This window comes from Paenibacillus aurantiacus (assembly GCF_042431225.1).
GTDB lineage: Bacteria > Bacillota > Bacilli > Paenibacillales > Paenibacillaceae > Paenibacillus_Z > Paenibacillus_Z aurantiacus.
The window spans coordinates 63,243-82,376 of record NZ_JBHMDO010000041.1 but is presented as its reverse complement, the minus strand read 5'-3'; the positions used below and the strand labels follow the sequence as shown (position 1 = coordinate 82,376).

General features: G+C 58.1%; 18 protein-coding genes and 1 pseudogene. 8 read left to right on the top strand and 11 right to left on the bottom strand.

The window, feature by feature from the left end; all coding sequences use genetic code 11:
* Positions 1–306: 306 nt before the first annotated feature.
* Together ACFFSY_RS25410 and ACFFSY_RS25405 are read left to right on the top strand one after the other, a co-directional pair.
* Positions 307–1,329, top strand: a complete 1,023-nt coding sequence (locus ACFFSY_RS25410) for a hypothetical protein (RefSeq protein ID WP_377499417.1) — start codon at positions 307–309, stop codon at positions 1,327–1,329.
* Positions 1,330–1,410: 81 nt separating this feature from the next.
* Positions 1,411–1,908, top strand: coding sequence for a MarR family winged helix-turn-helix transcriptional regulator (locus tag ACFFSY_RS25405; protein WP_377499415.1), 498 nt, complete (start codon positions 1,411–1,413; stop codon positions 1,906–1,908).
* 359 nt (positions 1,909–2,267) lie between these two features.
* Here the strand turns inward: ACFFSY_RS25405 and ACFFSY_RS25400 are convergent, their stop codons facing one another.
* From ACFFSY_RS25400 to ACFFSY_RS25390, 3 genes are all read right to left on the bottom strand, one after another.
* Positions 2,268–2,741: a GNAT family N-acetyltransferase gene (locus ACFFSY_RS25400; RefSeq protein WP_377499413.1), complete on the bottom strand. Its 474-nt coding sequence runs from the start codon at positions 2,739–2,741 to the stop codon at positions 2,268–2,270.
* 36 nt (positions 2,742–2,777) lie between these two features.
* Positions 2,778–3,548 carry a class I SAM-dependent methyltransferase gene (locus tag ACFFSY_RS25395; RefSeq protein WP_377499411.1) on the bottom strand — a complete coding sequence of 257 codons (771 nt, stop codon included), beginning with the start codon at positions 3,546–3,548 and terminating at the stop codon, positions 2,778–2,780.
* 160 nt (positions 3,549–3,708) lie between these two features.
* Positions 3,709–4,299 (bottom strand): STM3941 family protein, encoded by a 591-nt coding sequence (locus ACFFSY_RS25390; protein ID WP_377499409.1) that lies wholly within the window; start codon positions 4,297–4,299, stop codon positions 3,709–3,711.
* A gap of 160 nt (positions 4,300–4,459) precedes the next feature.
* Here ACFFSY_RS25390 and ACFFSY_RS25385 point away from each other — a divergent pair, with 160 nt between their 5' ends.
* On the top strand, positions 4,460–4,933 hold the full coding sequence (locus ACFFSY_RS25385; RefSeq protein WP_377499407.1) for a PilZ domain-containing protein: 474 nt from the start codon (positions 4,460–4,462) through the stop codon (positions 4,931–4,933).
* 207 nt (positions 4,934–5,140) lie between these two features.
* On the opposite strand, the pseudogene ACFFSY_RS25380 reads toward ACFFSY_RS25385, so the two are convergent.
* A pseudogene (locus ACFFSY_RS25380) lies at positions 5,141–5,300 on the bottom strand (DNA alkylation repair protein); the annotation flags it as partial.
* A 148-nt stretch (positions 5,301–5,448) separates the two neighbouring features.
* Between ACFFSY_RS25380 and ACFFSY_RS25375 the strand changes: the two are divergent.
* The 3 genes from ACFFSY_RS25375 to ACFFSY_RS25365 are packed head-to-tail and all read left to right on the top strand — an operon-like array spanning position 5,449 to position 9,256.
* Positions 5,449–6,438 (top strand): substrate-binding domain-containing protein, encoded by a 990-nt coding sequence (locus tag ACFFSY_RS25375; RefSeq protein ID WP_377499405.1) that lies wholly within the window; start codon positions 5,449–5,451, stop codon positions 6,436–6,438.
* A gap of 4 nt (positions 6,439–6,442) precedes the next feature.
* Entirely contained in the window at positions 6,443–7,906 is a 1,464-nt protein-coding gene (locus tag ACFFSY_RS25370) for a sensor histidine kinase (protein ID WP_377499403.1), read from the top strand.
* A gap of 3 nt (positions 7,907–7,909) precedes the next feature.
* Entirely contained in the window at positions 7,910–9,256 is a 1,347-nt protein-coding gene (locus ACFFSY_RS25365; protein WP_377499401.1) for a response regulator transcription factor, read from the top strand.
* A gap of 229 nt (positions 9,257–9,485) precedes the next feature.
* Here the strand turns inward: ACFFSY_RS25365 and comJ are convergent, their stop codons facing one another.
* Positions 9,486–9,971, bottom strand: coding sequence for a competence protein ComJ (gene comJ / locus ACFFSY_RS25360; protein WP_377499399.1), 486 nt, complete (start codon positions 9,969–9,971; stop codon positions 9,486–9,488).
* A gap of 421 nt (positions 9,972–10,392) precedes the next feature.
* Here comJ and ACFFSY_RS25355 point away from each other — a divergent pair, with 421 nt between their 5' ends.
* Complete coding sequence (locus tag ACFFSY_RS25355; RefSeq protein ID WP_377499397.1) at positions 10,393–11,772, top strand: sugar porter family MFS transporter; 1,380 nt, start codon at positions 10,393–10,395, stop codon at positions 11,770–11,772.
* A gap of 105 nt (positions 11,773–11,877) precedes the next feature.
* Here the strand turns inward: ACFFSY_RS25355 and ACFFSY_RS25350 are convergent, their stop codons facing one another.
* The 4 genes from ACFFSY_RS25350 to aroC form a co-directional block, all read right to left on the bottom strand.
* Positions 11,878–12,102 (bottom strand): helix-turn-helix domain-containing protein, encoded by a 225-nt coding sequence (locus ACFFSY_RS25350; protein WP_377499395.1) that lies wholly within the window; start codon positions 12,100–12,102, stop codon positions 11,878–11,880.
* Positions 12,103–12,165: 63 nt separating this feature from the next.
* A complete protein-coding gene (locus ACFFSY_RS25345; RefSeq protein ID WP_377499393.1) occupies positions 12,166–12,768 on the bottom strand; it encodes a hypothetical protein in 603 nt (200 codons plus the stop codon).
* Positions 12,740–13,789 (bottom strand): hypothetical protein, encoded by a 1,050-nt coding sequence (locus tag ACFFSY_RS25340; RefSeq protein ID WP_377499391.1) that lies wholly within the window; start codon positions 13,787–13,789, stop codon positions 12,740–12,742. Before ACFFSY_RS25340 ends, ACFFSY_RS25345 begins: the two co-directional genes overlap by 29 nt.
* Positions 13,790–14,036: 247 nt before the next feature.
* Positions 14,037–15,092 carry a chorismate synthase gene (aroC, locus tag ACFFSY_RS25335; RefSeq protein ID WP_377499389.1) on the bottom strand — a complete coding sequence of 352 codons (1,056 nt, stop codon included), beginning with the start codon at positions 15,090–15,092 and terminating at the stop codon, positions 14,037–14,039.
* 101 nt (positions 15,093–15,193) lie between these two features.
* Between aroC and ACFFSY_RS25330 the strand changes: the two genes are divergently transcribed.
* On the top strand, positions 15,194–16,150 hold the full coding sequence (locus ACFFSY_RS25330) for a LysR family transcriptional regulator (RefSeq protein WP_377499387.1): 957 nt from the start codon (positions 15,194–15,196) through the stop codon (positions 16,148–16,150).
* Positions 16,151–16,299: 149 nt separating this feature from the next.
* Here ACFFSY_RS25330 and ACFFSY_RS25325 read toward each other — a convergent pair whose 3' ends face one another.
* Both ACFFSY_RS25325 and ACFFSY_RS25320 read right to left on the bottom strand, forming a co-directional pair.
* The gene (locus ACFFSY_RS25325; RefSeq protein WP_377499385.1) at positions 16,300–17,355 is read right to left on the bottom strand and encodes an S-layer homology domain-containing protein; all 1,056 of its coding nucleotides are present in this window, start codon (positions 17,353–17,355) and stop codon (positions 16,300–16,302) included.
* A 342-nt stretch (positions 17,356–17,697) separates the two neighbouring features.
* Positions 17,698–19,113 (bottom strand): MFS transporter, encoded by a 1,416-nt coding sequence (locus tag ACFFSY_RS25320; RefSeq protein WP_377499383.1) that lies wholly within the window; start codon positions 19,111–19,113, stop codon positions 17,698–17,700.
* Positions 19,114–19,134: the final 21 nt, after the last annotated feature.

Sequence of the window (19,134 nt, the reverse complement as noted above, 5' to 3'; positions counted from 1 at the left end):
AGAGCAAGGGCAGATAAGGTTTTTTCAAATCTTTGAAGATACGGCTGCACTAGAAGAAGCGTTTAAACCATAAAAACGTTGGTTTGCTAATGCACGAAGCTGTACTGCGACAGAGGAACTATAGCTCCACGATTACAAAGAAACGGCAGCCGCGCAAGGCTGCCGTTTTTCTCAACTAAAGGGCAATTTAAGGAAATTTTTGTTGATCATATACATTCGCATGCATATACTTAGAACATCTATTATATTTATAATCTAACTATTCGATAATCTATGTATTTTGAAACCGAAAGGAGTTTGTCAACTATGCGCATGCGTGGAGTGACCTATGACACGGGATTTCTAAGTGAAGGAACCAGCACACACCCCAACTTCGATCCGGCGAGAGTGTACAGAGAGATGGAAATTATACGGCGCGACCTGCATTGCACGGCCGTACGCGTGACAGGCGGCGAGCCTGATCGCCTGGAGATTGCTGCACAGGCGGCAGCAGCAGTAGGGCTCGAAGTGTGGTTCTCGCCATTCACCAACGAACTCGACCAAGAAGAGCTGCTTGCCTTGCTTGCGGACTGTGCCGCACGGGCCGAGCGGCTCCGGGTTACGGGGGCTGAGGTGGTCATGGTCACGGGTGCCGAACTCATGCTCTTTACCCGCGGCTTCTTTCCCGGCGAGACGCTGACGGATCGCCTCGCGGCTTTGTCCGAACCGACGGTTAGCCGTGCAGCGTTCGCGAAATTACCAACTCTTCTCAACGACTTCCTAGCAAGAGCTGTAGACGTCGTTCGAGCTCGATTCGAGGGACGAGTTACGTATGCAGCCCTTCCTAGCGAACCTGTGAACTGGGAACCTTTCGACTTCATCGCCGTTGACGCGTACAACTCTGCTGATGTTGCTCATCTCTATGCGGATTCAATCAAGAAGCTGGCAAGCTCAAACAAGCCTCTGGTGATCTCCGAGTTCGGGTGCACGACCTGCAATGGCGCATTCGAATTGGGCGCACGCGGAATATTCATCGTCGAGTGGGACGGTGGGCGTGCAGTTCGGCTGAAAGGCAGCTACGAACGTGATGAGTCCGAACAGAGTCAATACTTCAACGATAGCGTCAACGTTTTCGAGGAAGCCGGAGTCGACACCGCATTCTGGTGTACCTTTGCTTGTCACAACTTGCCATACGACGAAGACCCCAATAATGATTATGACCGAGCGTCTTATGGGATCGTACGAGTACTGCAAGAAGGTCGCGGCGCGACTTACCCCGACATGCCCTGGGAGCCCAAGGAGGTATTCTATACCATCGCAGCGCGATATGCAGACGTAATGGAGCCTTAGAATAATTGCGACATTGCATCTGGAACCGATCAGCGAAAATCATGTAATTCCCAAACAATTTTTATTCGGAGCGTGAATGGATTGTCGGATGAGCAGAAAAAAATAGCAATGCAATTAATGGAATCGTACTTCCAATCGCAGGTTGGCGGAAATATGATGCAGAATCGCTCAATATACAATCAAAAGCCAGGCGAGATCATGGTTCTCTTTTTCATCAGCATGAATGTCAAAGATGATAGTCCGGGATTGATGGTTTCGGAAATAAGCGAAAAACTGAATGTTACTTCACCAACGGTAACGCATCATATCAACAGTCTGGCAGTACAGGAACTTGTCGAACGTCATGCCGATCCTGCCGATCGGCGAGTTGTCAGAATCCAGCTTTCGGATAAAGGAAAAAAGTATATACAGCGCATTAATGAGGCCCGCCTTAATATGTTCGTTGGTCTCGTTAAGCATCTAGGGGAGGAAGAAAGCCAGCTCTTTGCCGAGATGATGAAAAAATCTTCGGATTATATGATCAAGCAACAGGAATTATATTTCCGGAGTTTCTCTGTGGATGGAAAGGATGACAAATGATTGGTGAACCCCCGATTTTTCGGGTGTTTGCTTTTAGACCTCGGGAAACAATAGCGGAATAACCACTACAGCAGCTGATCACCAATGATCGGCTGCTTTTTCATGGAAATAACGGGCAGTGGGCTCAAACTGAGCAACCGATGAGAAATGACAAAAGGACGTCTGGATCCCCCCTATCTTCGGTTTTGCAAGTTATAGCGAATGTGCATGTGCAGGGTTTGTCATTGTCCATGAATTGCTGCGGGCAGTCAAGCAAAAATACTGAACAGTGCAAGCGGAATGTAATCGAAAGGCAACGCGAGAAGACCGCCAACTGGCGGCCTTCTCTGCTTCATTTCCTATCAACCCGCAGCTTCGCTTTACGAGAGCCGCTTCACCAGCACGACCCGCTCGCCGCCGCGCCCGTCGTAATTGACGACGACAGGAAATCCGTCCCGCTCCTCCGCTTGAGGCTCGATCTGGAACCCGAGTTTGGCGTGAAAAGCGAGCGAATTCGCCTTGTGCGGCGCGGTGACGCAGCGAACCACGCTTCTCCCTCTGACGGCGATCCGCTCGAAGAACGCCTCGTACAACGCGCGCGCGATGCCGCTCCCCCGATGCGCCGGGTCTACCATGACGATCCGAATGTACGCGGAATCCGCCTCCGTCTGCGAGTAGAAGCCCATGACGAATCCCGCCATCTCCCCGTCCATCTCAGCCATCAAGCATGTTTCGCGAAAATGGTGAATGTACCATTTACTGAACATGTCGCTATCGTAGTTTCCGCCCCACCAGCGACCAGCCGCCTCGCGAATAACGCCGGCCTCTTCCGGGTCAATCAACCGAATTCGCATCGTCCCTCTCCCATTCCGTACGAGTGTACTTCCTCGTCAACGCGTCTCGTCCGGCTTAACCGCCGTCAGCAGAAAACGATGCTCCACGGTCGCAATGCCGCCGACGCGCACTGCCTCCTCATGCAGCTTGCGCAACGCGCCGAAGCAGCGTTCCACCGAGAAGCCCGGGAATTCCCACTCGATGATGCGGGCGAAATAGACAAGCGCGCCGACGTCGAGGAAGGTCGGCACGGGGAAGCATTCCTCCGCCCGTTCGATCGCGAAGCCCGCCGCTTCCAGCGATTGCCTCGCCGATGCCAAGCCGAAATCCGAATCGGTCAAGCCGACATCGTCGCCGAGCAGCGTTCGCGCCAGTTCGCGGTTGTTCCGTCCGCCTACCTGCTGCGTGATGAAGCGCCCGCCCGGCTTCAGTACTCGGAATACCTCCTCCGGCGAGAACGATTCGTGCCGGTTGATGACCAGATCGAACATGCCGGAGTCGAAGGGCAGCTTATCGTCCTCGATGATCTGTCTGACTTCTATCCCGTACGCGGGCAGCGTCCGCCTGCATAGCTCCACGTTCGGCGGATACGCCTCCGTCGCGTAGGTGCGCCCCGCAGGCGGACGCAGGGAGCACAGCAATTCCCCGCCCCCGGTGCCCATATCGAGCAGCATCGTCTCTTCGCTGAGGCTTGCTTCCACGATCGCGTGGTAATCCCATGGGAGCGGCTGCTCCCGGATGCGATTGCGAATATACCCGAAGTCCCATCCTTGAAATACGGCGTTCTCTTCGGCTTCCCATAATAATTTCAACTGCCGATCATCCATTCCAATCCCTCCACTTGTCGATGTCCGTGGCCGGGAGCTGGCGCAGTCGGCTGATAACAAATTCCACTCAAGCCCGGCCGCATCTGTTATCAGCTTCGCTTCGCTGCGCCGGGCCGTTACCGAGTTTCCTCACCGCTTTCAAGTCGCTTCCCCTCTCTTCCTATCGATACTTCTCTTCCTCGTCGCCCGACCCATCTTCCTCTTCCTCTTCCTCTTCCTCGTCGCCTGGCAGCTCGGGCTCCACATGCAGGTGCCAGCGCTCCAGCAGCATGTCGTAGACCTGCTCAAGCGGTATCGCGAGGGCGGATTGCGGAATATTCACCTGAGCATGCACCAGCCCTTTGTTCGCTTTGAGCAGCAGCCGCTTGAACCGCCCCTGTCGGTCGTATAGCGCCCGAGGGTCGCGCAGCGTAAGTCCGATCATCCGCTGCCCCATGAAATCGTATAGTTGAATCGACACAATGTCCTGCCAGGCCAGCCGCCCGCCGCCCACATAGGATGAATTGTCGGTGACGCCCTCGTCGTCGATAAGCAGGGAAGGCTGACGATTGAACATCCGATACGCGAGATAAATGAAGCAGCCGCCGAAAAACAACACGCATAGCAAGCCGAATAACCGGATCAATACCTCGTCGCTTGCGATCATGGAGCACCCGGTCGCCACGAAGAGCGCGGCGGCCAGCGTGAGGCTCCCGGTCTTGGCTTTGGCCGGATACAGCGCGACGGATCGCTCGTCGTCCGCTCGATGCATCGCTGAGCAACCTCCTCGAACCCGAATGACATTCGTTCTTAACCGGATCAACTTACAAGCCGCTCCGGATAAAAATTCTTCTTTTGACAACCCTGTTAAAGCAGGACTTTTGGTGTATAATAAATTGCTGTAGAATTTCGATCTTGAGGCTGATGCGAACATGCAACCGTCCAATAAACGGGCGTTCTTCCGAGTCAATCTTAAAATTCCGCTGTCCGCGCTGCTCAAGATCATCGCCGTGAGCGGCACGAAGACGGACACCAAGCATTCCCGAATTGCGATTAAAGACATTAGCGCCGGCGGCATTCGGATGCATTCCAAGCTGGATTTGCCCATTCACGTCAATCTGGTGCTTGAATTCACGTTCCAGCTGTTCAACGAGCCGGTCAAGGTCATCGGCGCCCTTACGCGCAAGACGAAGCTGGACGATTCGCTATTCGAATACGGCATTCAATTCTATCTGGACGTCAACAAGGAACGGCAGCTCATGGCTTACCTCAACATGCTGTCCACCCGGCTGCGCAGCCAGGACGTGCTCGGCAGCTGCAGCTTCTGCTCGGATGACGAACTCGACGAATTTTATAACGAGGACATGAAGAACAAGCTTATCCACGGGCCCGTTCCGGAGCTCTGATAAGGTTGTTCTCTTTTTTTAGAGGTGGTTCACAAAGCCGCCAATGGAGCACGAAGCAGCTCAAGGCGTAACTCGGCATCGCATTTTGCGTTCAGCCTTGAAGCCCGGTGCACATTTAGGTTCGCCTAAACGCCGCTCCTCCTTCTTCGCCTTCCCGCCGCCTTCTCGGTGCTGATTTGCCGATTTTTTGAACTCGCTTTAGCAAATGACCAGCGGCTGATCTTTCTTCACGATCTTCGCCAGCTTCTTCAAATCCCCGACGCGAAACGCCGAAGAACGGCTCCTTCGCCCCGTGCCGGAAGAACGTGCGTTTCGTCTGTTCCGAGCCCATCGCTTCCAGCTCCGCCATTACGTCCTCGTATGTCATGATCGGTCCCCTTCGGCTTTTCTCGCATTATACCATAATGAGGAAATTCGCGGTTGAAAGCTCTGTATTTGGGCAAGGCGCGCCGATTCGGTATAATGGCATCTAGATTCTACGCGAAATTAAGCATGCAAAGGAGCGATGGTCCCAGGTGGTGAACCGAATTTGGAACGCGGGCATTGTGCTTCTGTTGCTGCTGCTTGCCGCGCTGCTGCTGCAATTCGTTCGCGCCTCCTCGGCCATCGGCGACTTGTTCCCGAGCAGCGGAGCGAGCGGACAAGGCGGCACGCGCAAGCAAATCGCGCTGATCGCCCAAGAACGGGACAACCCGTTCTGGCATTCGATCGAGGAAGGCGCCCGGGAGGCCGCAGAGATAGCCGGCAATGAGCTCGTCTACATGGGGCCGGCGCGCATCGCCCCCTCCGAGCAAATCCGGCTGCTGAAGAAAGCGATCGCCTCGAAGTACGACGCGATTCTGCTCCAGGGGCTCGGCGGGCGCACCGAATACGCCAAACTCATCGACGAGGCGGCCGCGCAAGGCATTCCCGTGCTCGTGCTCGATACGGACGAACCGGGAAGCAGACGTCTCTCCTATGTCGGCACGGACAATCAAGCGGCCGGGGCGATCATGGGACAGCTGGTCGCGAGCCAGACAGGCGGCAAGGGGCGCATTGGCGTGCTGATCGGCAGCGAGACGGCCGCGAACCAGCAGCTGCGGCTTGCCGGATTGCGCAAGGCGATCGCGGGCTATCCCGGCCTGACGGTCCAAACGGTGCGCGCGACCAATATTTCGCGCTTGCAAGCCCAGCGGGAAGCCGAACGGATGCTGGCTGCCGGTGAAGACATTACTGTGCTCGTCGGCTTCACCGCGCTGGACGGCGAAGGCATGATGGCGGCAGCGCAGCGCCTGGGGCGGACGGATGCGCTGCTGCTCGCCTTCGACGACTTGGCGGCGACGCGGGCGGGCATCGCGGACGGGCGGATCGCGGCTTCCGTCGTGCAGCTGCCCAAGGAAATGGGCGCGCAGGCGGTCGCGCTGCTGCAGCGGCATTGGGCTGGCGAAGACGTCGGCGGCGAGCATTACACGAACGTATTCACGCTGGACCGGCTGAGCGTCGACAGTCTGGCAGAGGCGAGGTAAGGCGATGAGCATCCGCAAAAAGCTGCTGCTCTTCATCCCGCTGCTCGTGCTGCTCGCCAACACCGTCGCCTTCCTGCTGTTCGAGAGCGCCCATGTCGTGCAGGACAGCTACCGGCTGCTGCTGGACCGGGTGCTCGGCATTCGGAACTCGGCCGAAGCCGCGGAAGCGCAGCTGACCGCGATGTATCGGTATCTCGCCGATCCGGCTCCGGCTGCGGGGGAAGCGCTGCGCCAGGCGGAAGCGGGGGCTTCCGAGGCCGCTGGCGAGTTGGCCGTTTCCGCGGCCGAGCCTTTCGGGAACGAAGCGGCGTTCATCGCCTACGGCCGTCTGCTGTCCACGCTGACGGAGCAGACTTCGGCCGCGCTGACGGACGAGGGGGCCGGCGGCGCGGTCAGCTTGAGCCGGTACGAGGCGGCCGAGGAGACGGCGGGCTTCATCCGCGAAGCCGCCGCGGAGCTCGTCGATCTGGAGCTCGCCGCCTACGAGCCGCTCTATAAGGAGGCGCTGCGCCAGAGCGCCCGGATGAACCGGCTCGGTCTAGCCGTGTTCGCGGTCCATACGGCGCTCGGCGTAGCGCTCGCGCTGTGGATCTCGCGCAGCGTCACGCGGCCGGTCGCCCGTCTCGTCGATTGGGCCGGCCGCGTCACGACGAGCGGCGCGGCCGACGCCCCGCCGCCCGTCTCTCAAACCCGCGACGAGATGGGCACGCTAACGGACGCATTCGGAAGAATGCTCGGCGCGCTGGAGCGATCGGCCCGCATCGAGAAGGAAGCCGCCGAGAAGGACCGGCTCGTGAAGGAGCTGGAGCTGGCCGCGCTGCAAAGCCAGATTAACCCTCATTTCCTGTTCAACACGCTGAACGTGCTGTCCAAGCTGGCGCTCATGGAAGGCGCCGACCGGACGAGCGACCTGATCGTCTCGATGTCCAGCATGCTCCGCTACAATCTGCGCAGCCTGGACCAGCCCGTGCGCATCCGGGACGAGCTCGCCCATGTGCGCGAATATATCGTTATTCAACAAGCGCGCTTCCGCGACCGGGTGCGGTTCGAGGTCGAGGCCGACGAGGCGGTCCTCGATCTCGCCATTCCCGCGCTGACGCTGCAGCCGCTGCTGGAGAACGCGTTCATGCACGGCATCGAAGGCATGGAACGGGACGCAGTGATCAGCTTGCATATCCGCACGGCGGACGACGGCGCAGAGATCGTCGTTGCGGATAACGGGCGCGGTATGTCGCCTGACGTGAGGGCGGCGCTGCTGCAAGCGGGCGGCGGGTATCGCGTTAGCGATGAGCATGCCGGCGAGGAACGCGCGGCTTCCGCCAACACCGGCTCCACCGGACTCGGCACGCGCAATGTGTTCCGGCGGCTGCGGCTTTTTTACGGAGAAGAAGATCTGGTCGGAATCGACAGCGGGCCGGCGCAGGGCACGCGAATTACGCTGCGCATCCCGGCAAGAGGAAAGGAGTAACCGATGTACCGATTATTAATCGCCGACGACGAGGCGCTCGAACGCGAAGGTCTGGAGCTCATCGTAGGCCGGATGCTGCCGGATACGTTCGAGATCATTCACGCGGAGAATGGCCGCGCCGCAATTGAGCTGGCCGAGGAGCTGCGCCCGCATATCGTCTTCATGGACGTCAACATGCCCGGGATCGACGGCCTCTCCGCGCTGCGCGAGATCCGCAAGCGGCTCCCGGACGCGAAGCTCGTGCTCGTCACCGCCTACGACTATTTCGCGTACGCGAAAGAAGCGCTCACCTTGGGCGTCAAAGAATACATCGTCAAGCCCGCCGGCCGGGAGCAAGTCGTCGCCCTGCTGCGGCAGCTGCTTGCGGAACTCGAACAAGATCGCATCCGGCGGGCAGGCGAACTCCGCCTGCGCCAGCAGGTGGCTGAGCTGCTGCCGCTTGCCGAGAACGAGCTGGCCCTTATGCTGATGGTCGATCACGTCCAGGGCATCGGCGCGTCGCTGCTGGCGGAGTGGATCGATTTCCCGCTGGCGGCGAGCCGAGCGTTCGTCGTCGCGCTGCCGGAGAAGACGGACGCCGCGCTAACCCGCAAGCTCTACGACACGATACGCGGCTTCGCCAAGAGCGGCGGCCAACCGTGTCTCGTCAGCTCCGCGATCGAACGCCATATGGCGATCTTCATGCGGGAACCGGAAGACGTGCATCCTGGCGGCTACGGTTCGGCCAAGCGATTCGCCGAGAGTATCGCCGAGCTGGCGCGGCGTCAGACCGGCAGCACGGTCACCGTCGGCGTCGGCTCCCGGCAAGAAGGCGAGAGCGGGCTGCGCCAGTCGTATTTCGAAGCCGTATTCGCCTCGACCTGCTGCCCAGGCGGCCCCTTCTGCCTATTCGACGAGCTGCGCGAAGGCAAGGCCGAGCTTCAGGCGAACAGTCTCGCAGGCATCGGCAGTCCCGGCGAGGACAGCGGCGCTTACGTGCTGAGCGCGCTGCAGCATATCCGCGAGGAGCGCGAGCATCAGACGCTTACCGTGCTCGATCGAGCCAAGCAATATATCGAGGAGCATTACACCGAGGAGATCTCGCTCGAAGAAGTCGCGGATTACGTGCATCTGAATCCCCACTACTTCAGCAAAGTGTTCAAGCAGGGCGTCGGCGACACGTTCATCGACTATGTGACCGGCTTGCGCATCGAACGCGCGAAGACGCTCATCGCGGACGAGCGCCTCAGCTTGAAGGAAGTGTGCTTCGAAGCCGGTTATCGCGACCCGAACTACTTCAGCCGGGTGTTCAAGAAGGTGACCGGCGTCACGCCGACGGAGTACCGGAGCGGGCTTCGAGGCGGCGCGTAACGGCGCCAACCCGCGCAAGCCGCCGCATAAGGTTTGACCGCCGACGTGTGACCGGGCACCGCTTGCCGCGATGGCACGCGCGCCGGGAGAGCGCGGAGCGGTAAAGGCTCCGCGCTTCGCAGAATATACACTGTCAGCTTCCGGTTATGCTGGCAGCCTCCATGCAAAAGGCGCCGCGGGTCGTTATGACCCGCGGCGCCTTTTGCATGCCGTATGCCTTTTCGCGGCATTAGATCGCCGGGCTCGCCACCATCAGCAGCGTTTTGCCGGGCGTAAGCCCCGCGTCCCGTTTCGCGATCCGCGCCTTAGGCTCGCCGCATGGGATGAACGTGAACACGTAGCGCGTTCGTCCGCCGTCCTCCCCCGGGCCGCCGGGGACGATTTCGAACCACAGCTCATAATTGCCTGGCGGTACATCGTATTCATACGCCTGGGACAGAATGCTGCTAACCATCACGCCTCCCGCTCCCGTCTCGAACGGCACGACGATCGCCCGAATTGCATCCGGAGCGGGCGTGGCCTCCTTACGCACCGCGACCTCAATGTCGCTGCGCTCGTCCCCGATCGTGCCGAAGGAAACCGCGCCCTCCCGCCATGTGAAGCCTTGCCGGATATGCGCGTCGGTCCAATCCGAGAACGGATGATCCACGTCGCGATTATAGACGGCGATCTGCGAATACGAGACTACCACTTCTTGCCTTTCCCATTGCTTCATGCGCGATCCCCCCTTGAACGGACAAGCGCCCCGACAGCCGGGGGCACGCTCATCTGCCGTTTATTCGTAAGACATGACGAACTTGATGCGTACCAACAACATGACCGCCACGAACGCCGCCTTGCGCCGAGCAAGAGCCTGTAACATTAACCTTCCTCCTTTGTATGGTAAATATGACGGCAGCTGGCTCGTACCATCTCCATGCATCCTATCTCCGGTTGGTTCGGGTAGCCGCGCACCAGCATTTTTTTCTCCTCCTCCTCAAAATAATGCTAGCTTGCCGCTATGTTAGAAAACGCCGTCAGCCCGAACGCAATATATTGCGGCAAGTGCCCGCAATAGTGCTGTTGATGCTCCGCTTCCGCCGCGCGAGCGCGTGCTATAATGGCCGAGCCAGCTTATTTCGAGAGGAGTTACCACTGTGGAAGCAGCTATACAATCCCCCGCTGCGGAGCGGGTTAGCATGAAATTCGTTACGCTTGTCTCGATCGTCGCCGCGCTCGGCGGCTTATTATTCGGCTTCGACACGGCCGTCGTGTCGGGGGCCATCGGGTTCATGGAAGAGAAATTCGCCCTTAGCCAGGTGCAAGTCGGCTGGGCCGTATCCTGTCTCATCGTCGGCTGCGTCGTCGGCGCCGCGATGTCCGGTGTCGCAAGCGACCGGTTCGGACGCAAAAAGGTGCTCATTGTCGCCGCTCTGCTGTTCGTCATCGGTTCAATCGGCTCGGCCTTTCCGAGCACGTTCACCGGCTACATTATCGCCCGCATGATCGGCGGTATCGGCATCGGGTTCACCTCGACGCTGTGCCCGCTGTACAACGCGGAGATCGCGCCGGCCAAGTACCGCGGCCGCTTGGTCGCGTTGAACCAGCTGGCGACGGTGACCGGCATTTTCATCACCTACTTCATCAACTCCGCGATTGCCGGCTATGGCGATCACGCCTGGGATATCGAGAACGGCTGGCGTTGGATGTTCGGCGTCGGCGCGATCCCCGGCTTGCTGTTCCTCGTCCTGCTATTCTTCGTGCCGGAGAGCCCGCGTTGGCTCATCAAGCAAGGCCGGGCGGCCGAATCGCTGCCGATTCTGGTGCGTATTCACGGCGAAGAAGGCGCGCGCCAGGAAGTGCTCGACATCAAAGCGTCGTTCCAGGAAGAGAACGGATCGCTGCGCCAGCTGTTCAGTCCCGGTCTGCGCCTAGCACTCATCGTCGGCGTCGTGATCGCGGTGCTGCAGCAGGTAACCGGCATTAACGCCGTCATGTATTATGCGCCGGAAATTTTCAAGGAGACGGGCGCCGGCACGAACGCGTCGCTCTACCAGACGATTCTCGTCGGCCTGATCAACTTCTTGTTCACGATTCTGTCGTTGTGGCTTATCGACAAAGTCGGCCGGAAGGCGCTCTTGCTCGTCGGCTCCGCATCCATGACCGTCTGTCTCGCCGTCATCGGCATGGCGTTCCATACCGGTCATACGTCCGGCCCGCTCGTGCTGATCTTCATCCTGCTGTACGTCGCGTCGTTCGCGGTGTCGCTCGGCCCCGTCGTCTGGGTTATGCTGTCGGAGATCTTCCCGAACCGTATCCGCGGACGGGCGACGGCGATCGCCTCCATGGCGCTGTGGGCGGCCGACTACGTCGTGTCGCAATCGTTCCCGCCAATGCTGGACTCGTTCGGCGCGGCCTCGACCTTCTGGGTGTTCGGCTTCATGTCGCTGTTCACGGTGGTGTTCACGTGGCGCGTCGTACCGGAGACCAAGGGACGGTCGCTGGAAGAGATTGAGTCGCTGTGGGCGAAGAAATAAAAGAAGGCTTGAGATCGGCGGGATGCCGGTCTCGAGCCTTCTTTGCGTTGCAGCTTAATGTCTTGAAATCACGATTAACGGACTCCTTTTATCTCGGTAAATTATCTACTTAAACTCAGGAGTTAAACTAACTAATCCTAGCATGATGAGAACTTTATTAACAGTTTGCATCTTTACGCCTTCATCTGCGGCTTCAAGGCTCGATATCGTGGCCTGACGGACCCCTGCAAATTCGGCAAGCTGTAATTGAGTCCAGCCAAGCTCCAGTCGGCGTTCACGAACCATTTTACCAATCTGGATTGATGGCGTTTCAAATATAACGGAAGACATGCCCTTCATCCCTTCAAAATTGGATGGCCAGTGACTGTGCGGTCAGATTTAACGGCTTAAGTGTCATACTTTCACCTTGCCCGAAGGACTACTTAAATGTAAATTATGCTTCTTGAACAACTTGTGATGTCTAGTCGAAGCTTCTGCGTTCTTATTATCGATTGTATAGGTAATTATGATCTTCGTTTTCCCTTTATTACTGTATGCTATTGCTTCGAGCTTCTTCCTAGTGGTCGACTTTCGTGCTTTATAGTGCCGATTTTTTTCTAACCTGTATCGTGGATGGACATCGGAATATTCTTCGTTTTCATTCACGGCCAACCAGTAATAATCATTTAAACTAACGACTCTCGTCTTGGCTATGATTTCCCACGGATTATAAGTTCGCACCGCTAAGTTCGTCATTATCGTACGCGCATTTCCACGTTCGCGCGGGAATATCCGCCCTCTTAGCCACTTGCGTATATCTTTATCAGTCGGTATATGGTCACGCGCCGGAACAGTAAATCCGTTTACTACTGCGATTGGATACAAGCCCAGCGGAAAGGCTAAATCGCCAATTTCATGTTCAATGCCATTTATCCTTTCGTAAGATATGCTGCTTTCATCGACTTTAATTAAACCGATCGTCACATCTTTATGTTTTAGATAATAAAGTTTGGACATGAGCATATCTCCTTTCGATTAGTCTCTTCATCATTTCCACTTTTCTCGTTCCTATCAAAGAACCGTAGCATTCCATTGTTGCATGCAGTTCTTCAATTCTTGCATCTCCCCTAATACCCTTAAGCGACTCCCTATCAATAAGCTGGAGCGCTGCATGCAGCTTTGCAAAAGGTCTTCCTGCCGCCATTTCATCCAAATACTCCACTTCATGATCCTCAAATTCAGCGAAATCTTCTCTAATGGCCAAGCAATGACCATGATCAAACAAAGAAGAAAGCCCCTGTAATTGATTATCTATCGTAATAAATCCGAAGTTATTCTCATGTCGATCCGTATTATGAATCAAGAAGTCAAAGACCATCATCTGATCCAAATCCGAACGCGCTGCCGGAACTCCTTCAACTATTCGGTGATACAGTTCTTGACGGAGCCCTTCTTCATAAAGATCGGCACAGGGCGAATAACCCTGCCCCGCTTGCAAGAAGGAGGGGCAAGCGCTGACCAATACCTTATTTAATTTTTGTAATGTATGACTAAACATAAGGTCTCCGACCGGTTCATTGCCCGCCATACGCGGAATATCGATACACTCCACATCATCGGCAAAATCCCAGCTATCCATGCTATCCTCGGGCAAGTTAATCTCTTGAAATAAATCTTTATCAACTACCCATAACGAATAGTTAACCGCTTTGAATCCCAATATACGCGCGATATCAGCGGCTATCTTCTCTCCAATGGGCTCATGTAGTTTATAGTTACCTTGACCACTGGGCGAACCGGCTTTAATATACCACGGTTGTTGTTGAAAATGGAGGTTGAACTTATCGAGTACGCCACCTGCTCCGGCACTTAGACGAGATAAGTCCTGAACTTCTTCCTTATCAATTTCCATATGAACCATATTATACTTCTGCAGATCCCATGTCCCAAGTGTCTGAATTGGACTGATACGTATACTCAAACTACCCAGCTCCATCTTTTGCGAAATATAAACTTCAAGGCACACTTGTTCATACATGGTATGCTCAACAAACGGAAATTTCACAGCTGCGATGGATCAATATGTAGACAAAATATACGCTGCAGCGTATTGAATGTCAATAGTCGGGTAACTTGGCCTGACTATGTTAGTTATATTAATAATTTCATAATGGATGCATGATAACAGTATTAGCGCTCGAGTAACTGGTCCAATCGCATAACAATTAGACGCCAAAAAAGCCGGCCCGGCAAGCTCTCGCTTCCCAAACCGGCTCTCTTCTCTATTAGTCGTGCAGCGCCGCCTGACGCTTGTACATGTCCTCGAGCACGAGGCATGCCATCGCCTCGACGACCGGCACGATGCGCGGGCAGATGCTCGGATCGTGGCGTCCGTGCGTCTCAATCGTTTGCTCCTGGCCGAAAATGTTCATCGTCTGCTGCGGGCGCGAGATCGACGACGTCGGCTTGACCGCGATGCGGAAGATGATCTCGGCGCCGTTGCTGATACCGCCGATGATGCCGCCCGCGTTGTTCGTGCGGTACCCGCTCGCATCCATCTCGTCGTTATGCTCGCTGCCGTTCATGCCCGCCGCCGCGAAGCCTGCGCCGAATTCGATGCCCTTCACGGCCCCGATCGACAGCATCGCCTTCGCCAGCTCCGCGTCGAGCTTGTCGAACACCGGCTCGCCGAGGCCCGGCTTCACGCCGCGGATACGGCATTCGACGATGCCGCCGCAGCTGTCGCCCGCCGCCGCCAGCTCGTGGATCTTGCCGATCATCCGCTCGGCCGCGACCGGATCGCAGGCGCGAACCGGGTTCTCTTCGATGACGCTCTCGTCGAAGGTCTCGCATTCGATGCCGCCCAGCATCTTCGTGTATGCGACGATCGAGACGCCGCGGCGCTCGAGCAGCTTGCGCGCGACGGCGCCCGCCGCGACGCGACCTGCCGTCTCGCGTCCGGATGCGCGTCCGCTGCCGCGATGGTCGCGGATGCCGTACTTCTCAAGATACGTGAAATCCGCATGGCCAGGACGGAACGCGTTCTGGATATCGCTGTACGCTTCCGGCCGCATGTCGGTGTTCTGCAGGATGATGCACATTGGCGTGCCCGTCGTTTTACCTTCGAAAATACCCGATACGATGTTGATCGTATCGTATTCCTTGCGCGGCGTCGTTACCGACGATTGCCCCGGCTTGCGGCGGTCCATCTGCTTCTGAATGTAAGCCGGATCGAGCTCGACGCCCGGCGTGACGCCGTCCACGATGACGCCGACCGAGATTCCGTGCGATTCGCCGAACGTCGTGATTTTGAATACCTCTCCGTATGTGCTGCCTGCCATTTGTTTCTGCCCCCTAAACGTCCTTTACCTGAATGGTTATGTCCATTATAATTCGGATCAAGACATTTAAGAAATTGAAATTGAAGAGCATTGCCATAGAGGTGATCTATATCAATCGGATGATCAGCACGGAATGGTACCGGATTTTCCTCGCGACCGCCAAACTCGGCAACTTGACGAAAGCGGCCCAGGAGCTGCATATTACGCAGCCGTCGGTCAGCTATGCGATCAAGCAGCTCGAGGGGACGCTTGCCGTGAAGCTGTTCGACCGCCTGCCCAAAGGCGTCTCGCTGACGACGGAAGGCCGGGAGCTGCTCGATTACGTGGAGAAATCATTCGCGATGCTCGAAGCCGGCGAGAACAAGCTGCGTTCGCTGAAAGAACTGGCGAGCGGCGAGCTTCGCATCGGGGCGAGCGGCCCGATGATCAAGCACTTGATCCTGCCCGCGCTCGACCGCATGCGCGCCGACTACCCCGGCATCCGCATCCGGCTGTCCCAGGGCAGCACGCCGGATATCCGGCAGCGCCTCAAAGGCGGCAAGCTGGATATCGGCTTCGTTCATCTGCCACTGACCGATCCGGAGCTTAACGTGACGCAGCTGCAGACGGTGCAGGACTGCTTCGTCGTCGGGAGCGCTTACCGCGAACTGGCCGCACGCCCGATGACCGCGCTGGAATTAACGCGCGTGCCCCTTCTCCTCTATTCGCCCGGCAGCAGCACCCGGCGGTTCGTCGACCAGTGGCTTGCCTCGCACGGCCTCTCCGCGGAGGTGGATATCGAGCTGAACTCGCTCGACATGCTGATCGAGCTGGCCGAGCGGGGCTACGGCGCGGCCTTCCTGACGCGCGCGTACGTCGAAGCGCAGCTGGAAGCAGGCCGGCTGTTCGAGCTTCAGGTGAAGGAGCCGATCCCGCCCCGCTCCGTCGGCATCGCGGTTCGGGCCGATCAGTCGCTGCCGGTCGCTGCGGAACGGTTTCTCGCAATGCTTCGCGGCAGAGGCGCGATCACGCGCGAGACCAGCCCTGCTGAAGACCGGCAGCATGGGCAGCTGCCATAAGCCGAGGACGGGACGCACAACTAGCCCTCAACCACGCAGTCCCTTGCGAAGCAGCGATCGGGAGAGCTGCTGTGCTGTCCATATCCCCATCGAACGACCAGAAGCCTCCGGCGCGCTTGTTCCCAAGCTAACCGGAGGCTTCTTCGCTTTTACTTCTGCGCCTTGATATATTCCACCGCGCCCACCAGCATAACCGCCGCTTCGGCGCGGCTCGCCTGATCGAGCGGGGCGAAACGGTTGCCCGCGCTCCCCTTGACGATCCCGGCTTGGACCGCGGCTGCGACGCCAGGCTTCGCCCACGCCGCGATTTGGTCCGCGTCGGCGAACGTCGGCTGCGCGGCCTGATCCACCGCGATGCCCGCCGCGCGGACGATAATCGCCGTCATCTCCGCCCGCGTGATCAGCTGATCCGGCCGGAACGAGCCGTCGGCATAGCCGGACACGACGCCGGCTGCGGCCGCTTCGGCGATGTATGCGCTGGCCCATGACGGAATCTTGCTCGCATCCGCGAACTTCGGCGTAACGCCGTTCGTCGGCTTCAGGTCGAACGCCCGCGTAATCATGGCCGTGAACTCCGCCCGCGTCACTTTCGCCTGCGGACGGAACGTGCTGTCCGCGTAGCCGGTGATGATGCCGAGCGCGGCCGCTTTCTCGATGGATGTTCTGGCCCAATGTCCCGCAATATCCTTGAAGGCGACCGCCGTCGCCGACTTCGCCGAGATCGGAAGCGCCAGCTCGGTGCCGGATTTCAGCGTGACAGAGGTCAAGTCGCTCTTGACCAGCTTCACGTCGCCGAGCGAGAGCTTCGCGGTTGCGGCGGCCTGTCCGAGCACATCGAATGTGACATTGGCGAGCTGAACGGTGCCATTCTCGCCGGCTTCCTTGCCGATTTTGACGTGCGCGAACATCAGCTTCCCGCTCTCGTCCGCCTTCGGTACGGAGAAGCCGGCGATCGGACTGATCGTCTTCACGTACTTCAGCAGCTTCGAATCGTAAGCGAGATTCAGCTCGAAGCCGTACAGATCCGTCAGGTTCTCGCCTGTAATGGTCACGGTAGCTTGTCCGCCCGCGACCGGCTTCTCCGGGCTGAGCGTCAGCTTGAACACAGGATCGCCCGCGGCGGCCAATGCCGGGAACGGCGCGAGCGCAAGACATAATAAAAGTGCAACCAACCCCAATGATACGATACGTTTCCGTTTACCCAAGCGAGACATCCTTTCGTCGGTCGTATGCCGTTCCTTATTAGCGGCGATGCTGGGCCAACGGTCCACTGCTGCGCGAAACCGTGCCGAAAGTCCGTCCGCCAACTTAATTATATTATTAGATACGTAATGTATCAATAAATTGTTTTATAAAATGTAACCGCTTAATCGCTTGCGTGGCACGGCGTTGCCAAAACCGGGCGATTGCTGTCTGCGGAGGGCAACCGTCTATGAAATCCGGGACTAACGTCCCTTAATCAGACGGCAGTCGGCGAGCGCAATTCCTTATCCCAATCGAAAAAGCCGCCCGTGCTGCATTCCAGCACAAGCGGCTCTCCTCGCTAATTATGCGTTACCCGCACGCTCGGCCCGGCCGGAGAAGCGGCGAACCGAGATGAACAGCGCGAGCAGGCAGATGCCAGCGGCGGTCCAGAACACGGCGTGAAGCGCAGTCAGCATCGCGTCGCTGTCCGGCTGAGCGGAGGTCTCCGCTCCCTGCTCCGCCAGATGGCCGAGCACGGACGAATAGAGCGAGACGCTCACCGCGATCCCCATCACCATCCCGATGTTGCGCACGAGCGCGTTCAGGCCGCCCGCGACGCCGAGCTTCGGCTTCGGCACGGCCCCCATGACGCTCGCGTTGTTCGGCGATTGGAACAACCCGCCGCCGAGCCCGAACAGCACCAGATGCGCCGCGAGCAGCCAAGCGCTCTCGTCCGCCGTGAGCGTGTTCAGCAGCGCGAACGCCGCCGCATTGACGAGCAAGCCCGCCGTTGTCAGCCCGTTCGGTCCGATCCGGTCGGATAGCCAGCCAGACACCGGCGCGACGATCGCCATCGTTAGCGGATACGCCATCATCGTGTAGCCGGTCTGCTCGGGCGAGTAGCCGAGCACGTTCTGCATGTAGAACGGCATCATGACGTTCATGCAGAACAGCGCCACGAACGAGAGCAGCGCCGTCATATTCCCGATCGCGAACGCGCGAATGCGATAAAGGCTAAAGTCGAGCATCGGATGCGTCAAGCGCCGCTCATAGAGGTAGAACGCCACAAGCAGCAGCACCGAACCGAGACCGCCAGCCACCGTCCAACCGGAGCCCCAGCCGAAGTCCTGCGCGTTGGAGAGTACATAAAGGAATGCGACCATGCCCGCCATGAACAGCGCCGAGCCCGCGTAATCGAAGGGCTCCCCTTTCTTCGCGGCCTTTGCGCGAGGCAGCAGGTACAAGCCGGCCAGGAAACCGACGACGCCGATCGGCACGTTAATCCAGAAGATCGATTCCCAGCCCAGCTGCCCGACCAATATACCGCCCAGCGCCGGCCCCGACAACGAACCGAGCGATACCGTCGTGCCTGTAATCCCCATCGCCCGACCGCGTTCGTTCGCTCCGAACGCCTCCGCCACGATCGCCTGGCTGTTGGCCATCAGGCAGGAAGCGCCGAGCGCTTGAATGATCCGGGATACGATCAAGAACGCCAGCGAGTCGGCCAGCGCGCACATCGCCGAACCGATGGCGAAGGCGACGAAGCCGTAATTGTAAATCCGGCCCCGTCCGAGCAGGTCGGATATTTTGCCCGCGATCGGGAGCGTGGCGCAGATGGTGAGCAAATAGGAGGTCAGCACCCATTGCACGACATGGATCGGCGCGTCCAGTTCCGCCGAGATCGTGGGCAGCGCCACGTTGGCGATGCTGCCATCCAGCGTCGCCATGAAGGTGCCGACCGATACGTTCGCCAGGATGAGCCAGCGGTTGCGCGTCATGAAACCCTCTCTCCTCTCTTG

What these genes read in the sequence shown, in the direction of transcription:
- ACFFSY_RS25390 (WP_377499409.1), bottom strand. Translation starts at nt 4,299, where the DNA reads ATGCATCGAGCGGACGACGAGCGATCCGTCGCGCTGTATCCGGCCAAA.
- ACFFSY_RS25385 (WP_377499407.1), top strand. Translation starts at nt 4,460, where the DNA reads ATGCAACCGTCCAATAAACGGGCGTTCTTCCGAGTCAATCTTAAAATT.
- ACFFSY_RS25410 (WP_377499417.1), top strand. Translation starts at nt 307, where the DNA reads ATGCGCATGCGTGGAGTGACCTATGACACGGGATTTCTAAGTGAAGGA.
- ACFFSY_RS25370 (WP_377499403.1), top strand. Translation starts at nt 6,443, where the DNA reads ATGAGCATCCGCAAAAAGCTGCTGCTCTTCATCCCGCTGCTCGTGCTG.
- ACFFSY_RS25400 (WP_377499413.1), bottom strand. Translation starts at nt 2,741, where the DNA reads ATGCGAATTCGGTTGATTGACCCGGAAGAGGCCGGCGTTATTCGCGAG.
- ACFFSY_RS25340 (WP_377499391.1), bottom strand. Translation starts at nt 13,789, where the DNA reads ATGTATGAACAAGTGTGCCTTGAAGTTTATATTTCGCAAAAGATGGAG.
- comJ (WP_377499399.1), bottom strand. Translation starts at nt 9,971, where the DNA reads ATGAAGCAATGGGAAAGGCAAGAAGTGGTAGTCTCGTATTCGCAGATC.
- ACFFSY_RS25345 (WP_377499393.1), bottom strand. Translation starts at nt 12,768, where the DNA reads ATGTCCAAACTTTATTATCTAAAACATAAAGATGTGACGATCGGTTTA.
- ACFFSY_RS25320 (WP_377499383.1), bottom strand. Translation starts at nt 19,113, where the DNA reads ATGACGCGCAACCGCTGGCTCATCCTGGCGAACGTATCGGTCGGCACC.
- ACFFSY_RS25365 (WP_377499401.1), top strand. Translation starts at nt 7,910, where the DNA reads ATGTACCGATTATTAATCGCCGACGACGAGGCGCTCGAACGCGAAGGT.
- ACFFSY_RS25395 (WP_377499411.1), bottom strand. Translation starts at nt 3,548, where the DNA reads ATGGATGATCGGCAGTTGAAATTATTATGGGAAGCCGAAGAGAACGCC.
- ACFFSY_RS25350 (WP_377499395.1), bottom strand. Translation starts at nt 12,102, where the DNA reads ATGTCTTCCGTTATATTTGAAACGCCATCAATCCAGATTGGTAAAATG.
- aroC (WP_377499389.1), bottom strand. Translation starts at nt 15,092, where the DNA reads ATGGCAGGCAGCACATACGGAGAGGTATTCAAAATCACGACGTTCGGC.